This window comes from Paenibacillus crassostreae (assembly GCF_001857945.1).
GTDB classification, from domain to species: Bacteria; Bacillota; Bacilli; order Paenibacillales; family Paenibacillaceae; genus Paenibacillus_AQ; species Paenibacillus_AQ crassostreae.
In genome coordinates this window covers 4,528,541-4,546,412 of the sequence record NZ_CP017770.1, presented here as the reverse complement: position 1 = coordinate 4,546,412, position 17,872 = coordinate 4,528,541, and the positions used below count along the sequence as shown (strand labels likewise).

General features: G+C 38.7%; 20 protein-coding genes and 1 pseudogene. 4 read left to right on the top strand and 17 right to left on the bottom strand.

The genetic code is table 11. The annotated features are described in order from the left end of the window. Positions 1-35: 35 nt before the first annotated feature. From LPB68_RS21070 to LPB68_RS21025, 10 genes are all read right to left on the bottom strand, one after another. Positions 36-539 carry a hypothetical protein gene (locus tag LPB68_RS21070; protein ID WP_068655296.1) on the bottom strand — a complete coding sequence of 168 codons (504 nt, stop codon included), beginning with the start codon at positions 537-539 and terminating at the stop codon, positions 36-38. Positions 540-758: 219 nt separating this feature from the next. Then, positions 759-1,952, bottom strand: a complete 1,194-nt coding sequence (locus LPB68_RS21065; RefSeq protein ID WP_068655298.1) for an MFS transporter — start codon at positions 1,950-1,952, stop codon at positions 759-761. Between the two features lie 48 nt (positions 1,953-2,000). Further along, positions 2,001-2,600 carry a TetR/AcrR family transcriptional regulator gene (locus LPB68_RS21060; protein WP_068655300.1) on the bottom strand — a complete coding sequence of 200 codons (600 nt, stop codon included), beginning with the start codon at positions 2,598-2,600 and terminating at the stop codon, positions 2,001-2,003. 184 nt (positions 2,601-2,784) lie between these two features. After that, on the bottom strand, positions 2,785-3,744 hold the full coding sequence (locus LPB68_RS21055) for an alpha/beta fold hydrolase (RefSeq protein ID WP_068656620.1): 960 nt from the start codon (positions 3,742-3,744) through the stop codon (positions 2,785-2,787). Positions 3,745-3,837: 93 nt separating this feature from the next. Beyond that, the gene (locus LPB68_RS21050) at positions 3,838-5,055 is read right to left on the bottom strand and encodes a peptidase (protein ID WP_068655302.1); all 1,218 of its coding nucleotides are present in this window, start codon (positions 5,053-5,055) and stop codon (positions 3,838-3,840) included. A gap of 170 nt (positions 5,056-5,225) precedes the next feature. Beyond that, positions 5,226-5,975: an amino acid ABC transporter ATP-binding protein gene (locus LPB68_RS21045; protein ID WP_068655304.1), complete on the bottom strand. Its 750-nt coding sequence runs from the start codon at positions 5,973-5,975 to the stop codon at positions 5,226-5,228. A gap of 14 nt (positions 5,976-5,989) precedes the next feature. Further along, positions 5,990-6,658, bottom strand: coding sequence for an amino acid ABC transporter permease (locus tag LPB68_RS21040; protein ID WP_068655306.1), 669 nt, complete (start codon positions 6,656-6,658; stop codon positions 5,990-5,992). A gap of 54 nt (positions 6,659-6,712) precedes the next feature. Continuing rightward, positions 6,713-7,522, bottom strand: a complete 810-nt coding sequence (locus tag LPB68_RS21035) for an amino acid ABC transporter substrate-binding protein (RefSeq protein WP_068656621.1) — start codon at positions 7,520-7,522, stop codon at positions 6,713-6,715. 144 nt (positions 7,523-7,666) lie between these two features. Next, positions 7,667-8,476 carry a Cof-type HAD-IIB family hydrolase gene (locus tag LPB68_RS21030; RefSeq protein ID WP_068656623.1) on the bottom strand — a complete coding sequence of 270 codons (810 nt, stop codon included), beginning with the start codon at positions 8,474-8,476 and terminating at the stop codon, positions 7,667-7,669. A 115-nt stretch (positions 8,477-8,591) separates the two neighbouring features. Then, positions 8,592-9,272 (bottom strand): class I SAM-dependent methyltransferase, encoded by a 681-nt coding sequence (locus LPB68_RS21025; protein ID WP_237087902.1) that lies wholly within the window; start codon positions 9,270-9,272, stop codon positions 8,592-8,594. A 146-nt stretch (positions 9,273-9,418) separates the two neighbouring features. On the opposite strand from LPB68_RS21025, the pseudogene LPB68_RS22460 reads away from it, so the two are divergent. Further along, positions 9,419-9,723: pseudogene (locus tag LPB68_RS22460) on the top strand (class I SAM-dependent methyltransferase); the annotation flags it as partial. A 74-nt stretch (positions 9,724-9,797) separates the two neighbouring features. On the opposite strand, the gene LPB68_RS21020 reads toward LPB68_RS22460, so the two are convergent. Next, the gene (locus LPB68_RS21020; RefSeq protein ID WP_068655309.1) at positions 9,798-10,853 is read right to left on the bottom strand and encodes an ABC transporter ATP-binding protein; all 1,056 of its coding nucleotides are present in this window, start codon (positions 10,851-10,853) and stop codon (positions 9,798-9,800) included. A gap of 33 nt (positions 10,854-10,886) precedes the next feature. Further along, the gene (locus tag LPB68_RS21015; RefSeq protein WP_068655311.1) at positions 10,887-11,342 is read right to left on the bottom strand and encodes a flavodoxin; all 456 of its coding nucleotides are present in this window, start codon (positions 11,340-11,342) and stop codon (positions 10,887-10,889) included. 184 nt (positions 11,343-11,526) lie between these two features. Between LPB68_RS21015 and LPB68_RS21010 the strand changes: the two genes are divergently transcribed. Further along, positions 11,527-12,510, top strand: a complete 984-nt coding sequence (locus LPB68_RS21010; RefSeq protein WP_068655313.1) for a dimethylarginine dimethylaminohydrolase family protein — start codon at positions 11,527-11,529, stop codon at positions 12,508-12,510. Between the two features lie 18 nt (positions 12,511-12,528). Here the strand turns inward: LPB68_RS21010 and LPB68_RS21005 are convergent, their stop codons facing one another. Next, positions 12,529-12,795, bottom strand: a complete 267-nt coding sequence (locus tag LPB68_RS21005; RefSeq protein WP_082865585.1) for a WG repeat-containing protein — start codon at positions 12,793-12,795, stop codon at positions 12,529-12,531. A gap of 46 nt (positions 12,796-12,841) precedes the next feature. On the opposite strand from LPB68_RS21005, the gene LPB68_RS21000 reads away from it, so the two are divergent. Next, on the top strand, positions 12,842-13,675 hold the full coding sequence (locus LPB68_RS21000) for a YihY/virulence factor BrkB family protein (RefSeq protein WP_068655317.1): 834 nt from the start codon (positions 12,842-12,844) through the stop codon (positions 13,673-13,675). A gap of 6 nt (positions 13,676-13,681) precedes the next feature. On the opposite strand, the gene LPB68_RS20995 is transcribed toward LPB68_RS21000, so the two are convergent. The 3 genes from LPB68_RS20995 to LPB68_RS20985 all read right to left on the bottom strand — a co-directional run bounded on the left by LPB68_RS20995 (position 13,682) and on the right by LPB68_RS20985 (position 16,641). Further along, on the bottom strand, positions 13,682-14,014 hold the full coding sequence (locus LPB68_RS20995) for an antibiotic biosynthesis monooxygenase (RefSeq protein ID WP_068656627.1): 333 nt from the start codon (positions 14,012-14,014) through the stop codon (positions 13,682-13,684). Between the two features lie 100 nt (positions 14,015-14,114). Beyond that, positions 14,115-15,353, bottom strand: a complete 1,239-nt coding sequence (locus LPB68_RS20990; protein ID WP_068655320.1) for an aminopeptidase — start codon at positions 15,351-15,353, stop codon at positions 14,115-14,117. A gap of 43 nt (positions 15,354-15,396) precedes the next feature. Further along, the gene (locus LPB68_RS20985) at positions 15,397-16,641 is read right to left on the bottom strand and encodes a voltage-gated chloride channel family protein (RefSeq protein ID WP_082865586.1); all 1,245 of its coding nucleotides are present in this window, start codon (positions 16,639-16,641) and stop codon (positions 15,397-15,399) included. 168 nt (positions 16,642-16,809) lie between these two features. Between LPB68_RS20985 and LPB68_RS20980 the strand changes: the two genes are divergently transcribed. Further along, entirely contained in the window at positions 16,810-17,505 is a 696-nt protein-coding gene (locus LPB68_RS20980) for a DsbA family oxidoreductase (RefSeq protein ID WP_068655322.1), read from the top strand. Between the two features lie 145 nt (positions 17,506-17,650). On the opposite strand, the gene LPB68_RS20975 is transcribed toward LPB68_RS20980, so the two are convergent. Continuing rightward, a complete protein-coding gene (locus tag LPB68_RS20975; RefSeq protein WP_068655324.1) occupies positions 17,651-17,857 on the bottom strand; it encodes a hypothetical protein in 207 nt (68 codons plus the stop codon). Positions 17,858-17,872: the final 15 nt, after the last annotated feature.

The following is a 17,872-nucleotide window of genomic DNA, read 5'->3' as shown; positions in this document are numbered from 1 at the left end:
TTCCCTCCTTTCTGAACGCTCATTTCTCTTTAATTTCAAGCGTTCGTCATGAACCCATTGAACAACCACTGACCGTTTTCTCTAATAAAATCTATGTAGATTGTACCGTGTGTATCTTCATAGAACTGAGCGAATCCAAGCTGAAATTCCTTGTCACTGTTGATATATCCAGAACTCCAATATTCTAAATTATCAAATTGAAGTCCCTTCAAAAAATTTATCCTAATCTCTTGTTCGTACGCAGAATACACGACCTGGTTATCATCCTTATTGATTACTACACCTGAGGCAGAAACTGATTCTAAGTAAGTATAATCATCGTTCTCCATCGCATGAAAAATCTTCAAAGATAAGTTCATCGTTTCTCTAAGATCCATCATAAATGCATCACTTGGTCTTTCTTCAAGTTGCTTTACTTGTTCAGAAAGATTGGTCTTCTCGGCCTCTTGAGAATTTAAAGTCGTAGAGCCATTCCCTGTGCAGCCTAATAATGTTAAACATATTAAGAGCGAAATCAAAAATGCTTTGGTTCTAATCACGATGTGAAATCCTCCATTCAATACGAATAATCCTTAAAATGACCTATTACTACCTTTCTCACATATGTCTAATTATGGATGATTGTAAGTTTTTAGGGAAGGTATAATTTTAGTTTACTTAAACTTTCCTCTTTTTCATTTGTACCCTGTCATTTTCTACGAAACAAAAAAAAGCCACTCATAAGAGCGACTTATCTATCTAACTGATTATTTTAAATTCTAACTTATACTTTCACTGACCTGACTATTTCTTGCCCTCATAGACAAAACAAAACATAACATCAGGACGATTGCTGCCGATAAATAGGGATAATTAATATCTATATCAAACAGAAATCCTGCAACGATGGGTCCAGCAATATTCCCTAAACTCGTAAAGGCAGAATTCAATCCTGCTACATATCCTTGCTGTTCAGGGGCTACCTTAGACATCTGAGTACTGATTGCCGGGCGTAATACATCCATGGCTAAGAATACGATGAAAGTAACCACAACAATCATCCAGTATTTGTGTACGAAAAGTGTTAAGAATATGAATAGACTCGCAATGATTATACTGAAAGATATCACATTCTTCTCTCCAAAACGATTCAATATCCAACCGAATATCGTAGCTTGTACAACAGCACCAGATATAGAACCAAATGTAATGATATAAGCTATATCTTTGGGTGTAAATCCGAACTTATGATCCACAAACAAACCGAAAACCGTCTCATAATTAGCTAAACCAAATGCCGATACAAACACAATGATCAAACTTAAAAAGTAAGGTTCTCTATAGGATTTCATTAGCTGAACAGATAATTTCTGTTTCTCAACAGTCTTGGATTTGTTACGTTTAGATGCAGGTAATGATTCAGGAAGAATCAGCGCAGTGATGACTGCTGCTACCGCCCCCGCTATTGCTGCTGCATAGAAAGGTACACGAATACCATATTCAGCTAATATCCCACCAATTCCTGGCCCAATGATGAATCCCGTAGTAATTGCTGCTGTAATAAACCCCATTCCCTTGGCTCTCTCTTCAGATGATGTAACATCTGCCGTATAGGCCATAACTGTAGGCATAATGCACGCAGCACCAATTCCTCCTAACATTCTTGCTATAAATAGTAGGTATGTGTCACTTACAGCACCAAAAAGCCATTCGGAGACTGCAAAAATAACCATCCCCAAAACAATAATTTTTTTCCGACCCATCGAATCAGATAGGCGTCCAGCCATTGGTGAAAAAATAAGTTGAGTAAATGAAAAAGCAGCAACAAGCAACCCGACAATACTTCCACTTATATTTAATTCCGTCATGTATGTAGGCATGATCGGAACGACTAGGCCAATTCCAGTGAATACTAAAAATACGTTGATCATAAGGAGTAATAAAGCTCCCCTATTTCTTAACAATAAATTCATAAAAAGTCCTCCGAGTTGTCTATTACCTTGATGATAATTGGTATTATCTTATTTTTGTTCTTTGGCAATCCCATACAAAAATACGTTGATCGCTGATTGATATAATTTTAGTGCTTCTTTCTGATTTAATTTTCGAGACATTTGACTTAAACCCATCGTCAAACTTTCAAAAATAATAGATAGACCTTTAACATCGCTATCTTTAAATTCTCCGCTATCAACACCCTGTTGAATTAAATTCTGATAAAATGTAAGATGTCCGTTCACCATTTCTGTTATTCGTTCTTCAACATCGCTGGCCTTCTCCTCATTATTAAAGAATTCATCCGCAGCTTTGGTTAGAGGATGGTTTAAATCTTCAAGAACCATTTGCTCAGCTACACCATACAACTTATCAGTCACATTTTTATACTGTGATTCTTTTTCTTTCCATTGATGTTCCCATTCCTGATCCCATTCATTGATTAGATAAAGGAACAAACCTTCTTTACTCTTAAAATGATAATAAATATTCCCCTTACTACTTCCTGTTGCACCCACAATATCTTCAATAGAAGTTGCTTTGTACCCTTTTTGGACAAATAGCATTTTAGTTGCGTCTGCAATTCGCTTTTTGGTTTCATCGCTTTGTATCTTCTTTTTGTTCACACGCTCCCACTCCGATTCACTCTATTATCCATCAAACGTTTATTATATACTGAACGTTCGTTCAGTATATAATATCATGAATGAACGAGACTTTCAATGAAAAATATGACCAGAAGACACAATAAGGTGTCCTCTGGTCATATTATTAATAGGGGTTATAATTGAATAGGTTTCTTTACTATCATTATTTACGCTTAACTAGTTCTATCAATTCTTGCACAATTAGATCAGGTTGGTAGTTGTGAATGTAGTGCGAGCTGTCAGGTACAATGATCTGCTTACCAGATACGGACCAATTCGGAAGCTTGGCTTCACTATCCATCCACCTTTTATCCTCGCTTAACTTACCGAAGTAATCGGCGGTTAAGACCGTTATAGGGATGTCTAATGGTTTTTGTCCGTTAAGTACAACTCCTGCATTTTTTTTACTTCGACGCATTTCATCCGTCATATCACGATTACCTATCTTTAGTAGTGTGCCTTTGCGGATAAGCTCCTGCAATTCTTCAGGTAATTGTAGATCTTCGTTATTACCATCATTCATCCATTCCGCGAATCCATCTACATGATACAATGCCCTCATAGCACCTGTCGTCCGAAGCACACGAGATATAAGTGGAAAGAATGTTAGTACAACACTGGATTCGTAATACTCAGGACTACCTCCATCCACTAGCAGAATAGCCTTAACTTCGTCTGGAAACCGTTGGGCATAACGAATAGTTTCTAGTGACCCTAGTGAATGGCCTACGAAGATATATGGAGGTTTCTGTCCAGAAACGTGCAATAACTCGTGAATTTCATCCGTGATCGTATCAATATCACGTTTTCTGCCGGTCGTATCACTGAATCCATAACCGAAACGATCATATACAGCAACTTTTGCATGTGGCTCTAATCGTTCGTATAAAGAATAGAAATCAGCATATGGATTTACTGTCCCCCAACCTGAAGCGAATACAATTGTCGTGGCACCTTGCCCACCTGAGTATAAATGCATTTTATGATCCGTAACATCATACAACTTGCCGACTGGCTGGTATAATTTCTTATCCTTCGATGAGCCCACCCACTGATACACTGATCCAACACCTGCCATAACAATTACAATAGCAAGCATAGTAAGCATAGTTTTACGGATCATTCTCCACACGTATAGCCAACCCCTTAGCTATGCCTCAAGATAGGATTTAGGCATTTTTCATTAATATACAATAATTGGGTTGATTTGAGAACCTTAATTCATTATTACAACAATTTCTGCGTTCGTAATACCAGGGAGTGATCTGGTCATTTGCGGAGAATGGTAGGCTTTGATGATCATGCCTGCTTTCAATTCTGTTTCTCCACCATCCATAGAGACCACTTTTGTATCTTCAGAGATATTAAGAACCACATCGTTAGTTGTGGATTCATCCGAGCCCACATTAACATAGACTTGTCCATCTGAAATTCTATCCGATGCTACGATTGTTCCCTCAACTTTATGACTTTTCGTTTCTTTGATAACGATCTTATCAGCATGTGTTTGCGCAGGGAAAATAGCCAACATCATCTCACCATATGTTGCAGTAACTTGAATATCTTCTTTCAAATCTTCTATATCTAGTGAGCTTCCATCTTGACTGATAATCTGTGTGTTTTCATCAACTGTGAGAATAACGTAATTAACTCCACCGTTTTCTGTTGGGTTGCCCATCACAGTAATCTTATGATCTGCTATATTTGTGATCACGCCATCTGTTCCTGGCTTTGTCTCTTTTATCGGATCTTCGATTGTCGTATTAACTACAACATAATTTGTTGTTGCTTGAGGTGGAAGACTCATCGTGACTGCTGGACCGTAGAAAGCTCTGACAATCATCCCTTTTTGAATTTCACTTGCTTTGATTGCTTGGCCATTTTGATCAATAATCTGTGCATTATCAGCAAATCTTAACAAAACATTATTTTCATATGATGAATAGATATCTAAGCCCTCCACCATTATTCCATCTTCTAACACATCAGTTACGGTACCATCAATTGCTGTAAAGCTTTGGTCTTGAACAACTAGGGTTAATGCAATACCTCGAGCTGGAAGACTCTTCGTAATGTTAGCAGAATAGAATGCCTTTACCACCTTTTGCTCATCAATAATTGATTTTAGAGGAACTCTATTTCCTTTAGAATCTATGATTTTCGTATCTTTGGTGATGGATAGAATAATTTCGCTTTGATCTGACGGAGCTAGGCCATGTCCTGTTACGGTAATGAACTTACCTGTTCTATCATTTACGAATTCTGTAATTTGCCCCATAGTCCCTGCTAATGATTTCATCTTATTTACAATGATACCTGGTTCGTTATTTATTGCCACGGGCGTTGCAACTTGGGCACTTGTCATGATCGGCATAGTTGCCATGGCTAGAATAGATGCAGTCGCTAACACTTTAAACATGTTTTTATTTTTCATATGAAATTCCTCCAATGTTTTTAAATAAGTTTGTTGTCTGTTGGAAATGATCTACATATTCATAGACGGATTAATTAATAAAATGTTGCAAAAATCTCATAATGATAGCCTCTGATTTCTCAGAGGCCTCGACTTTTTCCTTATATGGATCACTATTTATCGCACACCAATCACTCTTCACCGCTCAGCCGATTAAGAAATTGTAGAGCCCGAGTGCTCTTAGGTTGCTCCAACACTTCCAGTGGAGATCCTTCTTCCAAGATATAACCATCGTCCATCAGAATAATCTTATCCGCCACATCAGCTGCAAATTTCATCTCATGGGTGATGATAATCATCGTCATACCTTCTGCTGCCAATTGTTTAATAACCTTAAGAACTTCTCCTACCAATTCTGGATCAAGTGCAGATGTTGGTTCATCGAATAGTAATACCTCAGGTTCAACTGCCATCGCTCTAGCAATCGCTACCCGCTGCTGCTGACCACCAGATAGCTGATGGGGATAGGAGTCCGCCTTTTCAGCAAGCCCAACCTTTTCTAGTAATACTAATGCACGCTTTCGTGCATCAGATTTCGAACGCTTCTGCACTGTGACAGGTCCCTCCATCACGTTGCCAATCACCGTCATATGTGGGAACAAATTATATGATTGAAAGACCATACCTGTTTTTTGACGTATGGATATAACATCCGATGTCGGAACCTTCTTAGATTCTTTGAAGCTAAGCCTTGTATCCCCTATGACAATACTCCCGTCATCAGGTATTTCCAATAGATTAAAACAGCGTAACAACGTTGTTTTCCCCGAACCTGATGGACCAATAATCACGAGAACTTTGCCATGATCAAGCTTCAGGTCAATTCCTTTTAACACTTCTAATGATCCAAAAGATTTATGTAAATTAAGTATCTCAATCAAGTGTATCTTCTCCTTTAACTTGCTGAGTATTTAGCTAATCGTTTCTCCAGATAATTCTGCAGAGTGGATAGAACGGAACAAAAAACTAAATAAATCACTGCAACCTCGCAATATAATAGCAGTGGCTCGTAGGTTGTCGCTACGATCTGTTGCGCAGTTCTGAACATTTCCATATACGTTATGCTTGCTGCTAGTGACGTGTCCTTAACCAGACTTATAAAAGTATTAGCTAGCGGTGGTACGGATACACGTGTGGCTTGAGGAAGGATAACTCGGCGTAAAGCCTGACCCCGTGTCATACCTACTGAGAATGCAGCTTCCCATTGACCTTTATGGATCGAAAGAATGGCAGCTCGTAATATTTCTGAAGAATATGCTCCTACATTAAGAGAGAAACCAATAATAGCAGCTGTCAATGGTTCCAGTGTTACGCCGATGGCAGGTAATCCATAGAATAAGATAAATAACTGCACCAATAGTGGAGTACCCCGAATGACCCAGACATAGAACCTCGCGATTAACTTTGGAATTGTCCACGTTGAAATACGAATTAGTGCAGTTAATAAAGCCAGCAACAATCCAAATACAAATGAAATTAAACTCAGCGGAATGGTAAAAGCTACCCCAGCCTTAAGCAAGGGTAGCAAAGAATCGATTAATATCTGTATTGTACGGTCATCCATGAGCTAATCATCCTTTTTGGACATGTTGGAAAGTGAACATCCTTGGTCCTTCTTTTATATGGAAACGTCTGTGCCAAAATATTTCTTTGAGATTTCAAGATACTTTCCATCATTCTTCATATCAGTAAGCGCATCATTGACCGCTTGGATCAGTTCATCGTTTCCCTTCAGGAATACCGCTGCGCTTTGAGATCCGTTCTCTATTTCATCTACTTTTTTAACCTTTACGTCCGGTTTATGTTTCTTCAAATCCAGAAATGATAAGCTGTCATTAATAGTTGCATCAATCCGTCCAGAGGTTAGTAAATCAATAGACTGATTGAATCCATCGGTAGCTACAAATTCTGCACCATTCTCACGAGCAATTTCAGAAAGGTTACTTGTTAGAGATTGACCAGATTTCTTACCTTTCAAATCAGCAAAGGTCTTAATATCTTCATTGTCGGAGCTTACAATCAATGCTGCCCTTGAAACAATATAAGGATCGGAGAAGTCGTATTTCTCTTTGCGCTCATCATTAATCGCTACCTCATTAAAAACAACATCGAATCGACTTGCATCCATACCTGCAAAAAGACCATCCCATTGTGCTTCAACAAATTCTGGTTCAAGTCCCAGACGCTTAGTAATTTCCTCTGCAATCTCAACATCGAAGCCGGTAAGTTTGCCATTATCATCGTGAAAGCTAAATGGTGCGTATGTACCTTCAGTACCGATTCGCAGCTTTCCACTTGCTTTAATGGTATCCAAGCTGCTTTGATTATTTGCATCTTCTGTCGTATCAGGATCCACATTAGTATTGTTTCCACAAGCTGTTAATACAATTAGCATGATCAACAGCATGATCATTAATCTTTGTTTCATAATCATTGTCATTCCCTCCTTACTATAATTAAGATAGCGATCTCTTTGTTTGTTCTCTTTGTTTTGTCCTTTTGGGTACAAAAATATCCCCGAACTCGAAATTGAAGTTCGGGGATAAATGATTCACACATAGATTCTGGGCCACTATTTATTTAAAATATAAGTCTCAACTACCTTTGCTACGCCATCTTCCATATTCGTGTCCGTTACAAAGTTAGCGATTGCCTTAATATCGTCTGGTGCATTACCCATAGCAACACCTAGTCCGGCGAATTCAATCATCGCTAGATCGTTGTAACTATCTCCTATAGCAATGACCTCTTCTTGTTTAATGTTCAGTTTCTGAATAAGTTGGTGTAGACTTGTTCCCTTATCTACCCCAACCTCTGTGAACTCTAAGAAATAAGGTTTCGAACGCGTAACATTCAATTTCCCCACGAGTTGTTGTTGCAATTTCTTTTCCAGAATAACAAGTTTCTCTGGTGCTTCTACCATTAACACTTTCACAACAGGCTCATGAATAGCTTCATCAAATAGATCTACTTGAATTATTGGCATTCCCGTAATAACTGCTTCGATATCGGTATATTCGTTATTGACTGGAGTTACGATATCATCGCCCACATACGTATGAATCCATACTTTTTCTTCCTTGCTAATATGGTATAACTCATGCACCGTTTCTGGTGACAACGTGCTACTAAACAACTGCTCATTCGTTGCACAATTCGTAATGGTAGCTCCGTTAAAAGATAGAATAAAGCTACCGTATTTCTCAAGCTCCAATTCCTTCGCAATATGCGTCATAGCAAATGTCGGGCGGCCTGATGCAAGTACAACTTTTACGCCCGCGTCTTGTGCATCCATTAACGCTTTTTTAGTGCGTGGTGAGATGGTATGGTCATCCATAAGAAGCGTATCGTCCAGATCAAGTACAATCATTTTATAAGTCATCATTGTTACGTCCCTTCAACTAGGTCTAGTATGAGTACAATTTGATATGATATATATTTCTTCGAAACTCTTATCTATACTATCATATCATTAGCTAGATGAAGTAGATGAACGATCATTTTTGCGAGAAAAAAACAGCAAATTCATTATTCTTATAGATACAATCTGTTTCTACAAACCCAGCCTCGCGCAACCACAGTAGTTGATCCGCTACTGTTGCATTAATATCTAGCTTTCTTCGTTCGATGGCAGATTCTACTACTTGAGTGGGTAATCCGTTTCTTAGAATTGCTTCTTCCCATTGTTGTTTGTAACGATTGTCGAAGTAGGACGACGAACCAGCTGCTTGATCGGCATTAACGAAAATACCCGTATCCAGTAAGAGCTTATAAACGCTATGAAAAAGGATTTTCTTCGCCTGATGTGATAGGTGGTGTATGGATAGTGAAGAAATAACAGCATCATATCTTTTCTCACCGAAAGAATACGTCGTATAATCTGCTACAATATACTCCACCTTAGAATCGTCTCCGAACCTGATCCGCGCTTGATTAATCATTTCTTCACTTAAATCAATTAATGTCAATTCTGCTTCAGGGTATTGTTGTCGAACATAAGATGCGAAGAGTCCTGTTCCTGCACCTAAATCCAATACTTTAGGAGCTTTCTTCTCCAGATTGACCAACATCATAGCTGTACCGTAGAAATCATCGAAACAGGGGATTAGTTGCCGACGTTGTTGATCATAACTCTGTGCCACTTCATCAAATTTCTTTCTAATCATGTCATTCATCATCAAAGAACTCCTCCCTTTCAAGAAATCAGTCTTACTTCGATTCAAGTTTACCTGTATATTACAGCTAATCTGTGACTAATAGAAATACCTAGAACTGATAGCTATAATAGGTTACGACTATGATAACTAAATTTAATTATTGACAAAATAATTTATTTGCCAAGGTCCCTTCAGGAAGTTCTATCGTTTTTGATTATGCAGACGAAGAACTCTTTGAAGAAAAAGGTCTGTCTAATAGGGTTGAAAATATGCTGAAAATAGCATCTGCAAGTGGGGAACCAATGAAATCATGTTTCACTTATTATAAATTGAGTGGATGTTAGAAAGGGCTGATTTACTCATTTATGAACATTTATCTCCAGCTACGATAAATGATCTTTTTTTTAGTAATCGAACGGATTATTTGTCTGCATTCGAAACCATTCATTATATCCATGCTGTAAAAAAATAACATTTCATTTGATAACAAACTCACCTCACAATCTATGACTAGGATTGGGAGGTGAGTAACTTGTAACGATTTATTTACACAACAATAGGTTGATCGTATACGCCATTTAATTTACGAATTTTATTCTTCACGACAGCTGGAGGTTCTACTTTCGGAGCATGTTGGTGCATGAGCCAAGACTTAACATAATGTGTATCTGATACTCTAAATAACGGTGGTTCTTTCTCAATATCTATTTTCATAGAATACGTACTTCGTAGTGCAAAGGCATCTCCTATTGGAGGATGTAATAAATCTGGTGGTGTACCTGGTATTGCCGTAAGTTTCTCATCATTCTTACTATCCAGACTTGGCATAGATGCTAGTAGTCCCCAAGTATATGGATGTCTAGGATCATAGAATATATCCTCTACCGTTCCAGTCTCTACAATCTGTCCGGCATACATTACAGCTACTCGATCCGCTACCTTCGCCACAACACCTAGATCATGGGTGATAAAGATAATAGATGTATCAAATTTCTGTTGTAGTTCTTTCATTAAATCTAATATTTGCGCTTGTATAGTAACATCTAGAGCTGTAGTTGGCTCATCAGCGATCAGTAACTTAGGATTAGCAGCCAACGCCATCGCGATAACAACTCTTTGTCTCATACCACCACTAAATTCATGTGGATATTGGCTGAAGCGCTTTTCAGGCATCGGTATTCCAACAAGTGTTAATAGTTCAATTGCTCGCTTCGTTGCTGCATTTCTCGGCATTTTCTCATGCTTATGAAGTACTTCTGTGATTTGTTTACCTACTTTCATCATCGGATTCAATGAAGTCATAGGATCTTGAGATATATAAGCAATCTCTTTACCACGGATTTTCGTCATTTGTCTTTCAGTCTTCCTTAATATTTCTTGCCCATCGAATTGAATCTGACCCTTTCTATACGTTGCTTGTGGGGTAGGTAGTAGTTTCATAATGGCTTGAGATGTAACACTTTTCCCTGAACCGGACTCTCCAACGATAGCAAGTGTCTCTCCTTTATTGACATGAAAACTAACACCCCGAATAGCCTGTAGTTCTCCTTGGTGAGTATTGAAAGAGATACATAAATCATTTACTTCTAATAGACGATTCATTTCATAACACCCCATCTTAATATCTGATTTATTTTAGAGAACCTTTATAAAGGCTTCAGCAAAGCATTTTCCAAATTGTTGGCATAAAACCTCATCCTCTGCAGTTGGATCATTGTCTACTCTAAGACTTTCTTGAAGCAACTTTGCGCCGCACTCACTTAACTTATTCTCTAGAACATCTACAGCTCCACAATAGGTTTCGTAACTATGACATCCACTTCCGAATATAGCTGTCTTGCTTCCATTTAAGTTGATCTCATCCATTTCATCGCAAAAATCCATGAATTCATACGGCAATTCTCCATCCCCCCAAGTATATGTCCCTAATATAAATCCTGTATATTCAGAAAGTTGAATGGCACTACTATCTTCAACCATCTTTAGATCAACCTCTGCACCAGATTGTCGAATTCCTTTGGCAATGTGTTGGGCCATTTTTTCTGTATTACCCGATAGACTGGCATAAATGATAGCAAATTTATCTTGCATGTGTTTCCACCTCTTAAATAAAGATTATTTACTTTATGATAAGTGATAATGATTATCAATGTCAATAAGTATCGCCTTTGTACTGTGGTACGGGCTTTTTATATTACTGTCTCATGGTTATGTTTGACTGCTTCTATGTCTGGCTACAATGTCAACTATAGACATAGGAAGTGAGTGAATTCATATGAACTTGACCACACGATATTTATCTAGAAGCCCTGTGAATCAGCCTTTTCATGATAAGGAGATACTTCGTGATATTTGGGGAGATCATTGGGGGGTATCTAATGATATTGGAAGGATTGGTAAAGTCTTGATGCATCGCCCTAATAAGGAGGTGTTACTATTACATGACCACGCAAGCGAGATAGAAGCTAGCCCTTTATTCACTAATTATGTAAAAGGAAACTCTAATCTTGAGAATCAAAAGCATACCTCACTGGATCTAGAGTTACTACAATCACAATATGATAATTTAGTCCAAATTCTAATGAATGAGGGCATAAAGATTCTGCATCTAGAGGGAGAATCGAAAAGTATGCCGGAGCGACTGTTCACAAGAGACTTAGGAATGGTCATTCCTTGTGGGCTAATCATTTCTCGACTAGCCTTATATCTCCGATACGGTGAGAGTCGTCTGGCTGCACAGACATGCGCACAGCACGGAGTTCCTATTCTTGGTTTAGTCCACGGGAATGGCTTCGCAGAGGGAGGAAGCTTTATGATGCTTGATGAAACAACAGCCGTTATCGGTCTATCCGAGCGGGTTAATCGACTGGGAATGGAGCAGATCAAATACATTCTCTCCATTCAAAATATTCAGCTAATAGTTATTGACTTACCTTCAACCATCATCCATCTGGATGATGCTTTTATTATGATTAATCATGATATGGCACTTGTAGATACGACTCTCCTACCTTATTGGTTCTTAGACGAGCTTCATCGACGTAAGATTACGTTGCTCCATGTCGACCCGAAGGACCCACCGCTTACCATTAATGCCTTAACTGTAGCACCAGGGCGAGTCATCATCTCCGCTAGTGGAAATCGAACCATTGACTTGCTTGCTCGCCACAAAGTAGAAGTTATTCCAGTCCCTGTCGATGAAATATTAAAACTAGGCGGCGGGATCCATTGTGTTGCACTACCCTTGACAAGGGAGTAATACCTTCCCCTCTATTCTTCATTCGAAGATTATTTTATTTCCTGTAGGAGCATAAGCCACAGATAGTCCCTCTAAAAATGTAAAGTCTGAAATATATTTTTCTAATAACTTCGTTGTAATCTTACCTGTTCTATCAATAAGAACCTCGTCATTTGAATCAGATATAGTTACATGGGCAACACCTTCTGTGAATTTCCCTGCATATATATAATTACATGGGATTGCCAATTCACCTTTTGTGTTAATATATCCAAATAGGTTTGTTGTGGAAAGCGTATTTACCATAAAATGTTACAATAATAGAAAGTTATTATTTAAAGGGGAGGTATTAATGAAGAAAGGAAAAGTGGCTTGGTGTATTGATTTTTTCAAACAATTATTTAAAAAGATTAAGAATGACGATGTTCAAGCTGTCAGCGCTCAATTATCCTTTTATCTCATTCTCTCCCTATTTCCTTTTCTTATATTTATCATGACTTTAGTGGGTTATGCGAATATTTCTATGGAGGATCGCATCCTAGATTTAGCGGAAATACTACCGGCAGAAGCTATATTGATTATGCAGGAAATTGTTAAGGAAGTCGCTGAGGGAAGAAGTCAAGCATTGCTCTCATTCGGGATGTTAGCTACATTATGGGCAGCCTCCAAAGGCATAGACGCTACGTTTAAAGGGTTGAATCAGGCATATGATATCGAAGATGATAGAGCTTTTTGGAAAGTACGAGCTATTTCGCTCATGGGCACATTATTCATCGGTCTAGTCATTCTATTAAGCACATTACTTCTTGTATTCGGTAGTTGGTTGAAAGATCAAGTGTTTCATCTCTTTCCTATACCTTATATATTCTATCAACTATGGAATTTAGTTCAGTATGCGCTCCCACTACTTATCATGATCATTGTGTTTACAATGCTCTATTGGATTGCTCCAAATCGGAAAATGTCAACCAGAGAAGCACTACCTGGAGCGATATTCACAACCTTTGGTTGGATTACCACAACAGGGCTCTTTTCCATTTACGTTAACCAATTTGGAGACTTCACTAGAACATATGGCAGCCTTGGAGGCGTAATGGTTCTACTTACCTGGTTATATATTAGCTCAATGATTATTCTAGTTGGAGGAGAGATTAACGCAACACTAGTGTATCGTCGAGGGAAATAAGTAATATCATTGATTATTAAAAGCTTTCCCTTGTTTGATTTTCTGTGTTACGTACATATTCACTGTTGTACTTAGAACGAACTCCGGAGATGTCTTTCCTTTATTTTGCCGATGACCCTGAATATGTACATCGCTTTTCTCCCAATTCTTCCATGCCTCTTCCGATTCCCAGCGAATCATCACGACAACTTCTTCATTTTCTTTGCTTCTCTTATTGACCATAACAGTAATATCTATAAGTCCTTCCATGCCTTCAACTGGACTTTCTTGGCTGAATCTCTCAACCACTTTCTCAGCGTTACCTTTCTCTACCACAATCGTTCTTGTTTGAATAAGCAAAATGAATCCCTCCATTAATTTCGATAATATCACTACATCCCATTGGGGAGTTAAACCTATTCTAGTGATAATCATTATCAATGTCAAAATGATATTCAATTTAGGCCCAATTCCCATTTCGGAATACAGCTTCTACCGTTCCATCCGCCAACTCACCGTCAATTTCTAATTGATCCGAACCAATCATGAAATCGACATGTGTTAAGCTCACATTGGCACCTTTAGCTAGCAGTTCATCTTTGCTGAGTTTAGTACCGCCTTCAATGTTTACTGGATAAGCACTACCCAATGCAAAATGACATGATGCATTCTCGTCGATTCCCGTATTGTAGAAAATCCGATTCAACCGGGATATAGGTGAATCAAACGGAACTAATGCCATTTCTCCAAGATACGAAGCACCCTCATCTGTATTTAGAAGTGCTGTCAAATATTCACGTCCCGATGTTGCGTCGTACTGGATCACTTTTCCTTCTTTAAAGGTTAGAGTCATCCCTTCGACCAACTGTCCGTTGAGATTCAATGGAAGTGTACTTGTCACTTTCCCATTCACCCCTGTGCGATGTGGCATTGTGTATATTTCCTCTGTTGGCATATTCGCAACAAAATACACCCCGTCTTGATTCTCTCCACCTCCACCGCGCCATAAATGCCCTTCAGGCATTTCAACATGTAGGTCTGTTCCTGGTGCACGATAATGTAAACTCTTGTATCGTTTGGAATTCATTCTCTCTTGCGTGATTTTAAGTTGCTCAATATGTTCACGCCATGCTGCGACCGGATCCTGCGTTCCATCTGCTTCGACACGATTCATGAGGAATACCGCATCCCACATCGCTTGTACACGCTCATCTTCAGGAAGGTCAGCGAATACTTTGTTTGCCCAATCACGTGTAGGAGCCTTAATCAGTGACCAACTAAACTTATTGTTACGTACATAATGCTGGTATTTCTCACGCGCAACGGCAGAAGCTTTGACCGATCTTGATACTTTTGTCGGATCAATACCACGGAATAATTCAGGATTTGGCACTTTTATATGTAGAATGGCACCGCCACCTTCTGCTAACTGTTCCATCATCTCAGCTTGCCATTTCGGATAATAATCAAAGGATTCATCCGGTGCCTTTTCATAACGAATCCGTGTAATTCCTTCGTCTTCCCACTCTACCTGAACATATTTGGCTCCAGATTCATAGGCCTTAGAAACAATTAATCTTGTAAGATCTACCGTTTCCAATGGCGCTTGAACGATCAGAACTTGTCCAGGTTGAACGTTAACTCCCACTTTCACAACCAACTCAGCATATTTCTCTAACATCACATTAAACTTTGTCATTTGCTTTCCTCCAACCTTAATCGATATGTAAAACAACTACTTCCTATTTCAGTGTATCATAGTCACGCAACTTCGATACGCTAATCAATTGAGAGGTATATATGCCTGTATGCCCGGAGAATAAATAGCTGATCAAACACGCAATGAACATATATATTGCACCTTCGGAACCAAATAACTCAATACCCATTAGAAAACAAGCCAGAGGTGTATTCGTAGCACCGCAAAATACGGCAATGAACCCTAAAGCAGCTAAAAATGGCGCATATATTTGTAGTATTCCTGCTAATGAATTTCCCAATGTAGCTCCGATAGCGAACAGGGGTGTTACCTCTCCGCCTTGAAATCCTGCACCTAATGTAACGGTTGTAAAAATCAACTTCCCAAGAAAGGCTAAGGGATGAACATCTTCTTCAAAGGATTGTTCAATTAATGGAAGTCCCAACCCTAAATAATCTCGTGATCCAATCAGATAAACCATGAGAATGATCAGCAAGCCACCAACTGCACTTTTGATCAGCGGATTTCGAAAGACTACAACAAATGTTTTTTTGAGGAAATGAGTTAACTCACTAAAGACCATACTTGTTAATCCAAAACATACAGCAGCAATAACAACTTTCAGCAACACTATTAGTGTTAGTTCAGGAACAACCCCCATCTGATAATGAGCATGGGTAACTCCCCATAAATTCATTGCGACAAGATTTCCTGTGAAGCTAGCTACAAAACATGGAATTAATGCATCATAACGGATCACACCTAAAACGATCACCTCTAGGGCAAAGACAGCACCTGCAATCGGAGTACCGAATACCGAACCAAATCCACCGCTAATACCACACATTAACAATATTTGCCTATCCACGGGTCCGACTTTGATCCATTTACCGAATTGCTCTGCTAGGCTTCCACCCATTTGTACAGCTGTACCTTCTCGACCAGCGGAACCACCTAATAAATGCGTGATTAATGTCCCAAATAAGACGAGAGGTGTCATTCTAAATGGAACAGGTTCATGTTCTTGTTGTTGGATTTGTTCAATAATCAGATTATTGCCTTTGGAACTATTCAGTCCAAACTTATAATAAAGGTAACTTACAATCGCACCACCTAATGGTAATAGGTATAACACCCAAGGATTCATTAATCTGATATCCGTAACATAGTCCAGACTTTTCAAGAATATAGCTGATGCGCTCCCGGAAAGTAGGCCTACAACTCCACCATAGAATAGCCATTTTAAAAAAGAACGTGACACTAAGCTATGTATATACATCCATTTCATTAATGTAAACCTTCTTTCGCATGACTCCATAATCGCTACTGCCGAAATTCTAGTTTATAAAAAATAGCTTGTCAATGTTATTTCAGGTTGATTAGTGGAAAGATTGCATTTTATAACTGTAACCATTATCATGATAGATAAGATTAATATAAGGAGGCAATGATATATATGAAAATAGAATTCTGGTCCGACATTGTATGTCCATGGTGTTATATTGGAAAAAGAAGATTCGAGAAAGCATTATCTCAATTTGAACATCAAGCAGAGGTAGAAGTCATCTGGCGTAGTTACGAATTAGATCCTTCCTCCCCTCGATTGAGTGGAGATATTATAGAGGGTTTATCCAAGAAGATAGGCAGATCAATCGAAGAAGTGAAACAAATGACAGAACAAATCACTGCATTAGCTGCACAAGAAGGCTTGGAATATCGATTCGATATTATGAAATCAGGAAATACGCTTGATGCACATCGGCTAATCCACTTTGCGAATTCTAAGGGACTAATAGAAGAAGTGAGTGAACTTTTATATCATTCCTATTTCACGGAAGGGTTGCCTGTTGGAGATGTTGAAGCATTGATCCAAATTGGAGTAAAGGCTGGCTTAGAACCGATTGAAACTCGGAACGTTCTCGAGAGTGATATGTACACAGATGAAGTACGAGCAGATGAGAATCGTGCCCATTCTTTGAACATATCTGGTGTTCCATTTGTCCTTGTAGGTGAGAAATATGGTGTGTCTGGTGCTCAATCAGCAGATGTGTTCCTCCAAGCCATTCGTCAAGCTTGGAATGAAGCTCACCCAATCAGCTTTGTTGGTGAAGCTGGTAACCAATGTGATGATGGGAATTGTCTTATCAAGTAGAAACGGCAATGCCGTCCTTTTTCAAAGACGGCACCCGTTTCAGCGGAAATATAAGGAATAGAGTATGAAGTGGAAACTTATACTTTCTTATATTTTTAACAAAAATGCCAAACCAAATGTGAATCCATATGGCTTGGCATTTCTTTTATTTATCCAACCATTCAATCGAAATATTAAATTTATTCTTACCCAGGTCAGTTTTCAAATTAATTTTATATTCCAAATCTTGTTCTGGTAGAATAACAGGGTTGCCTCTCACCGTAAGGTTATTACCATCTATACGATCAGCGATGCTTCGTAACAAGCTAGCAAATTCAGGTCCACGACCTACATATTCTTCTTCTATTTTCATATACTGACAACTCAC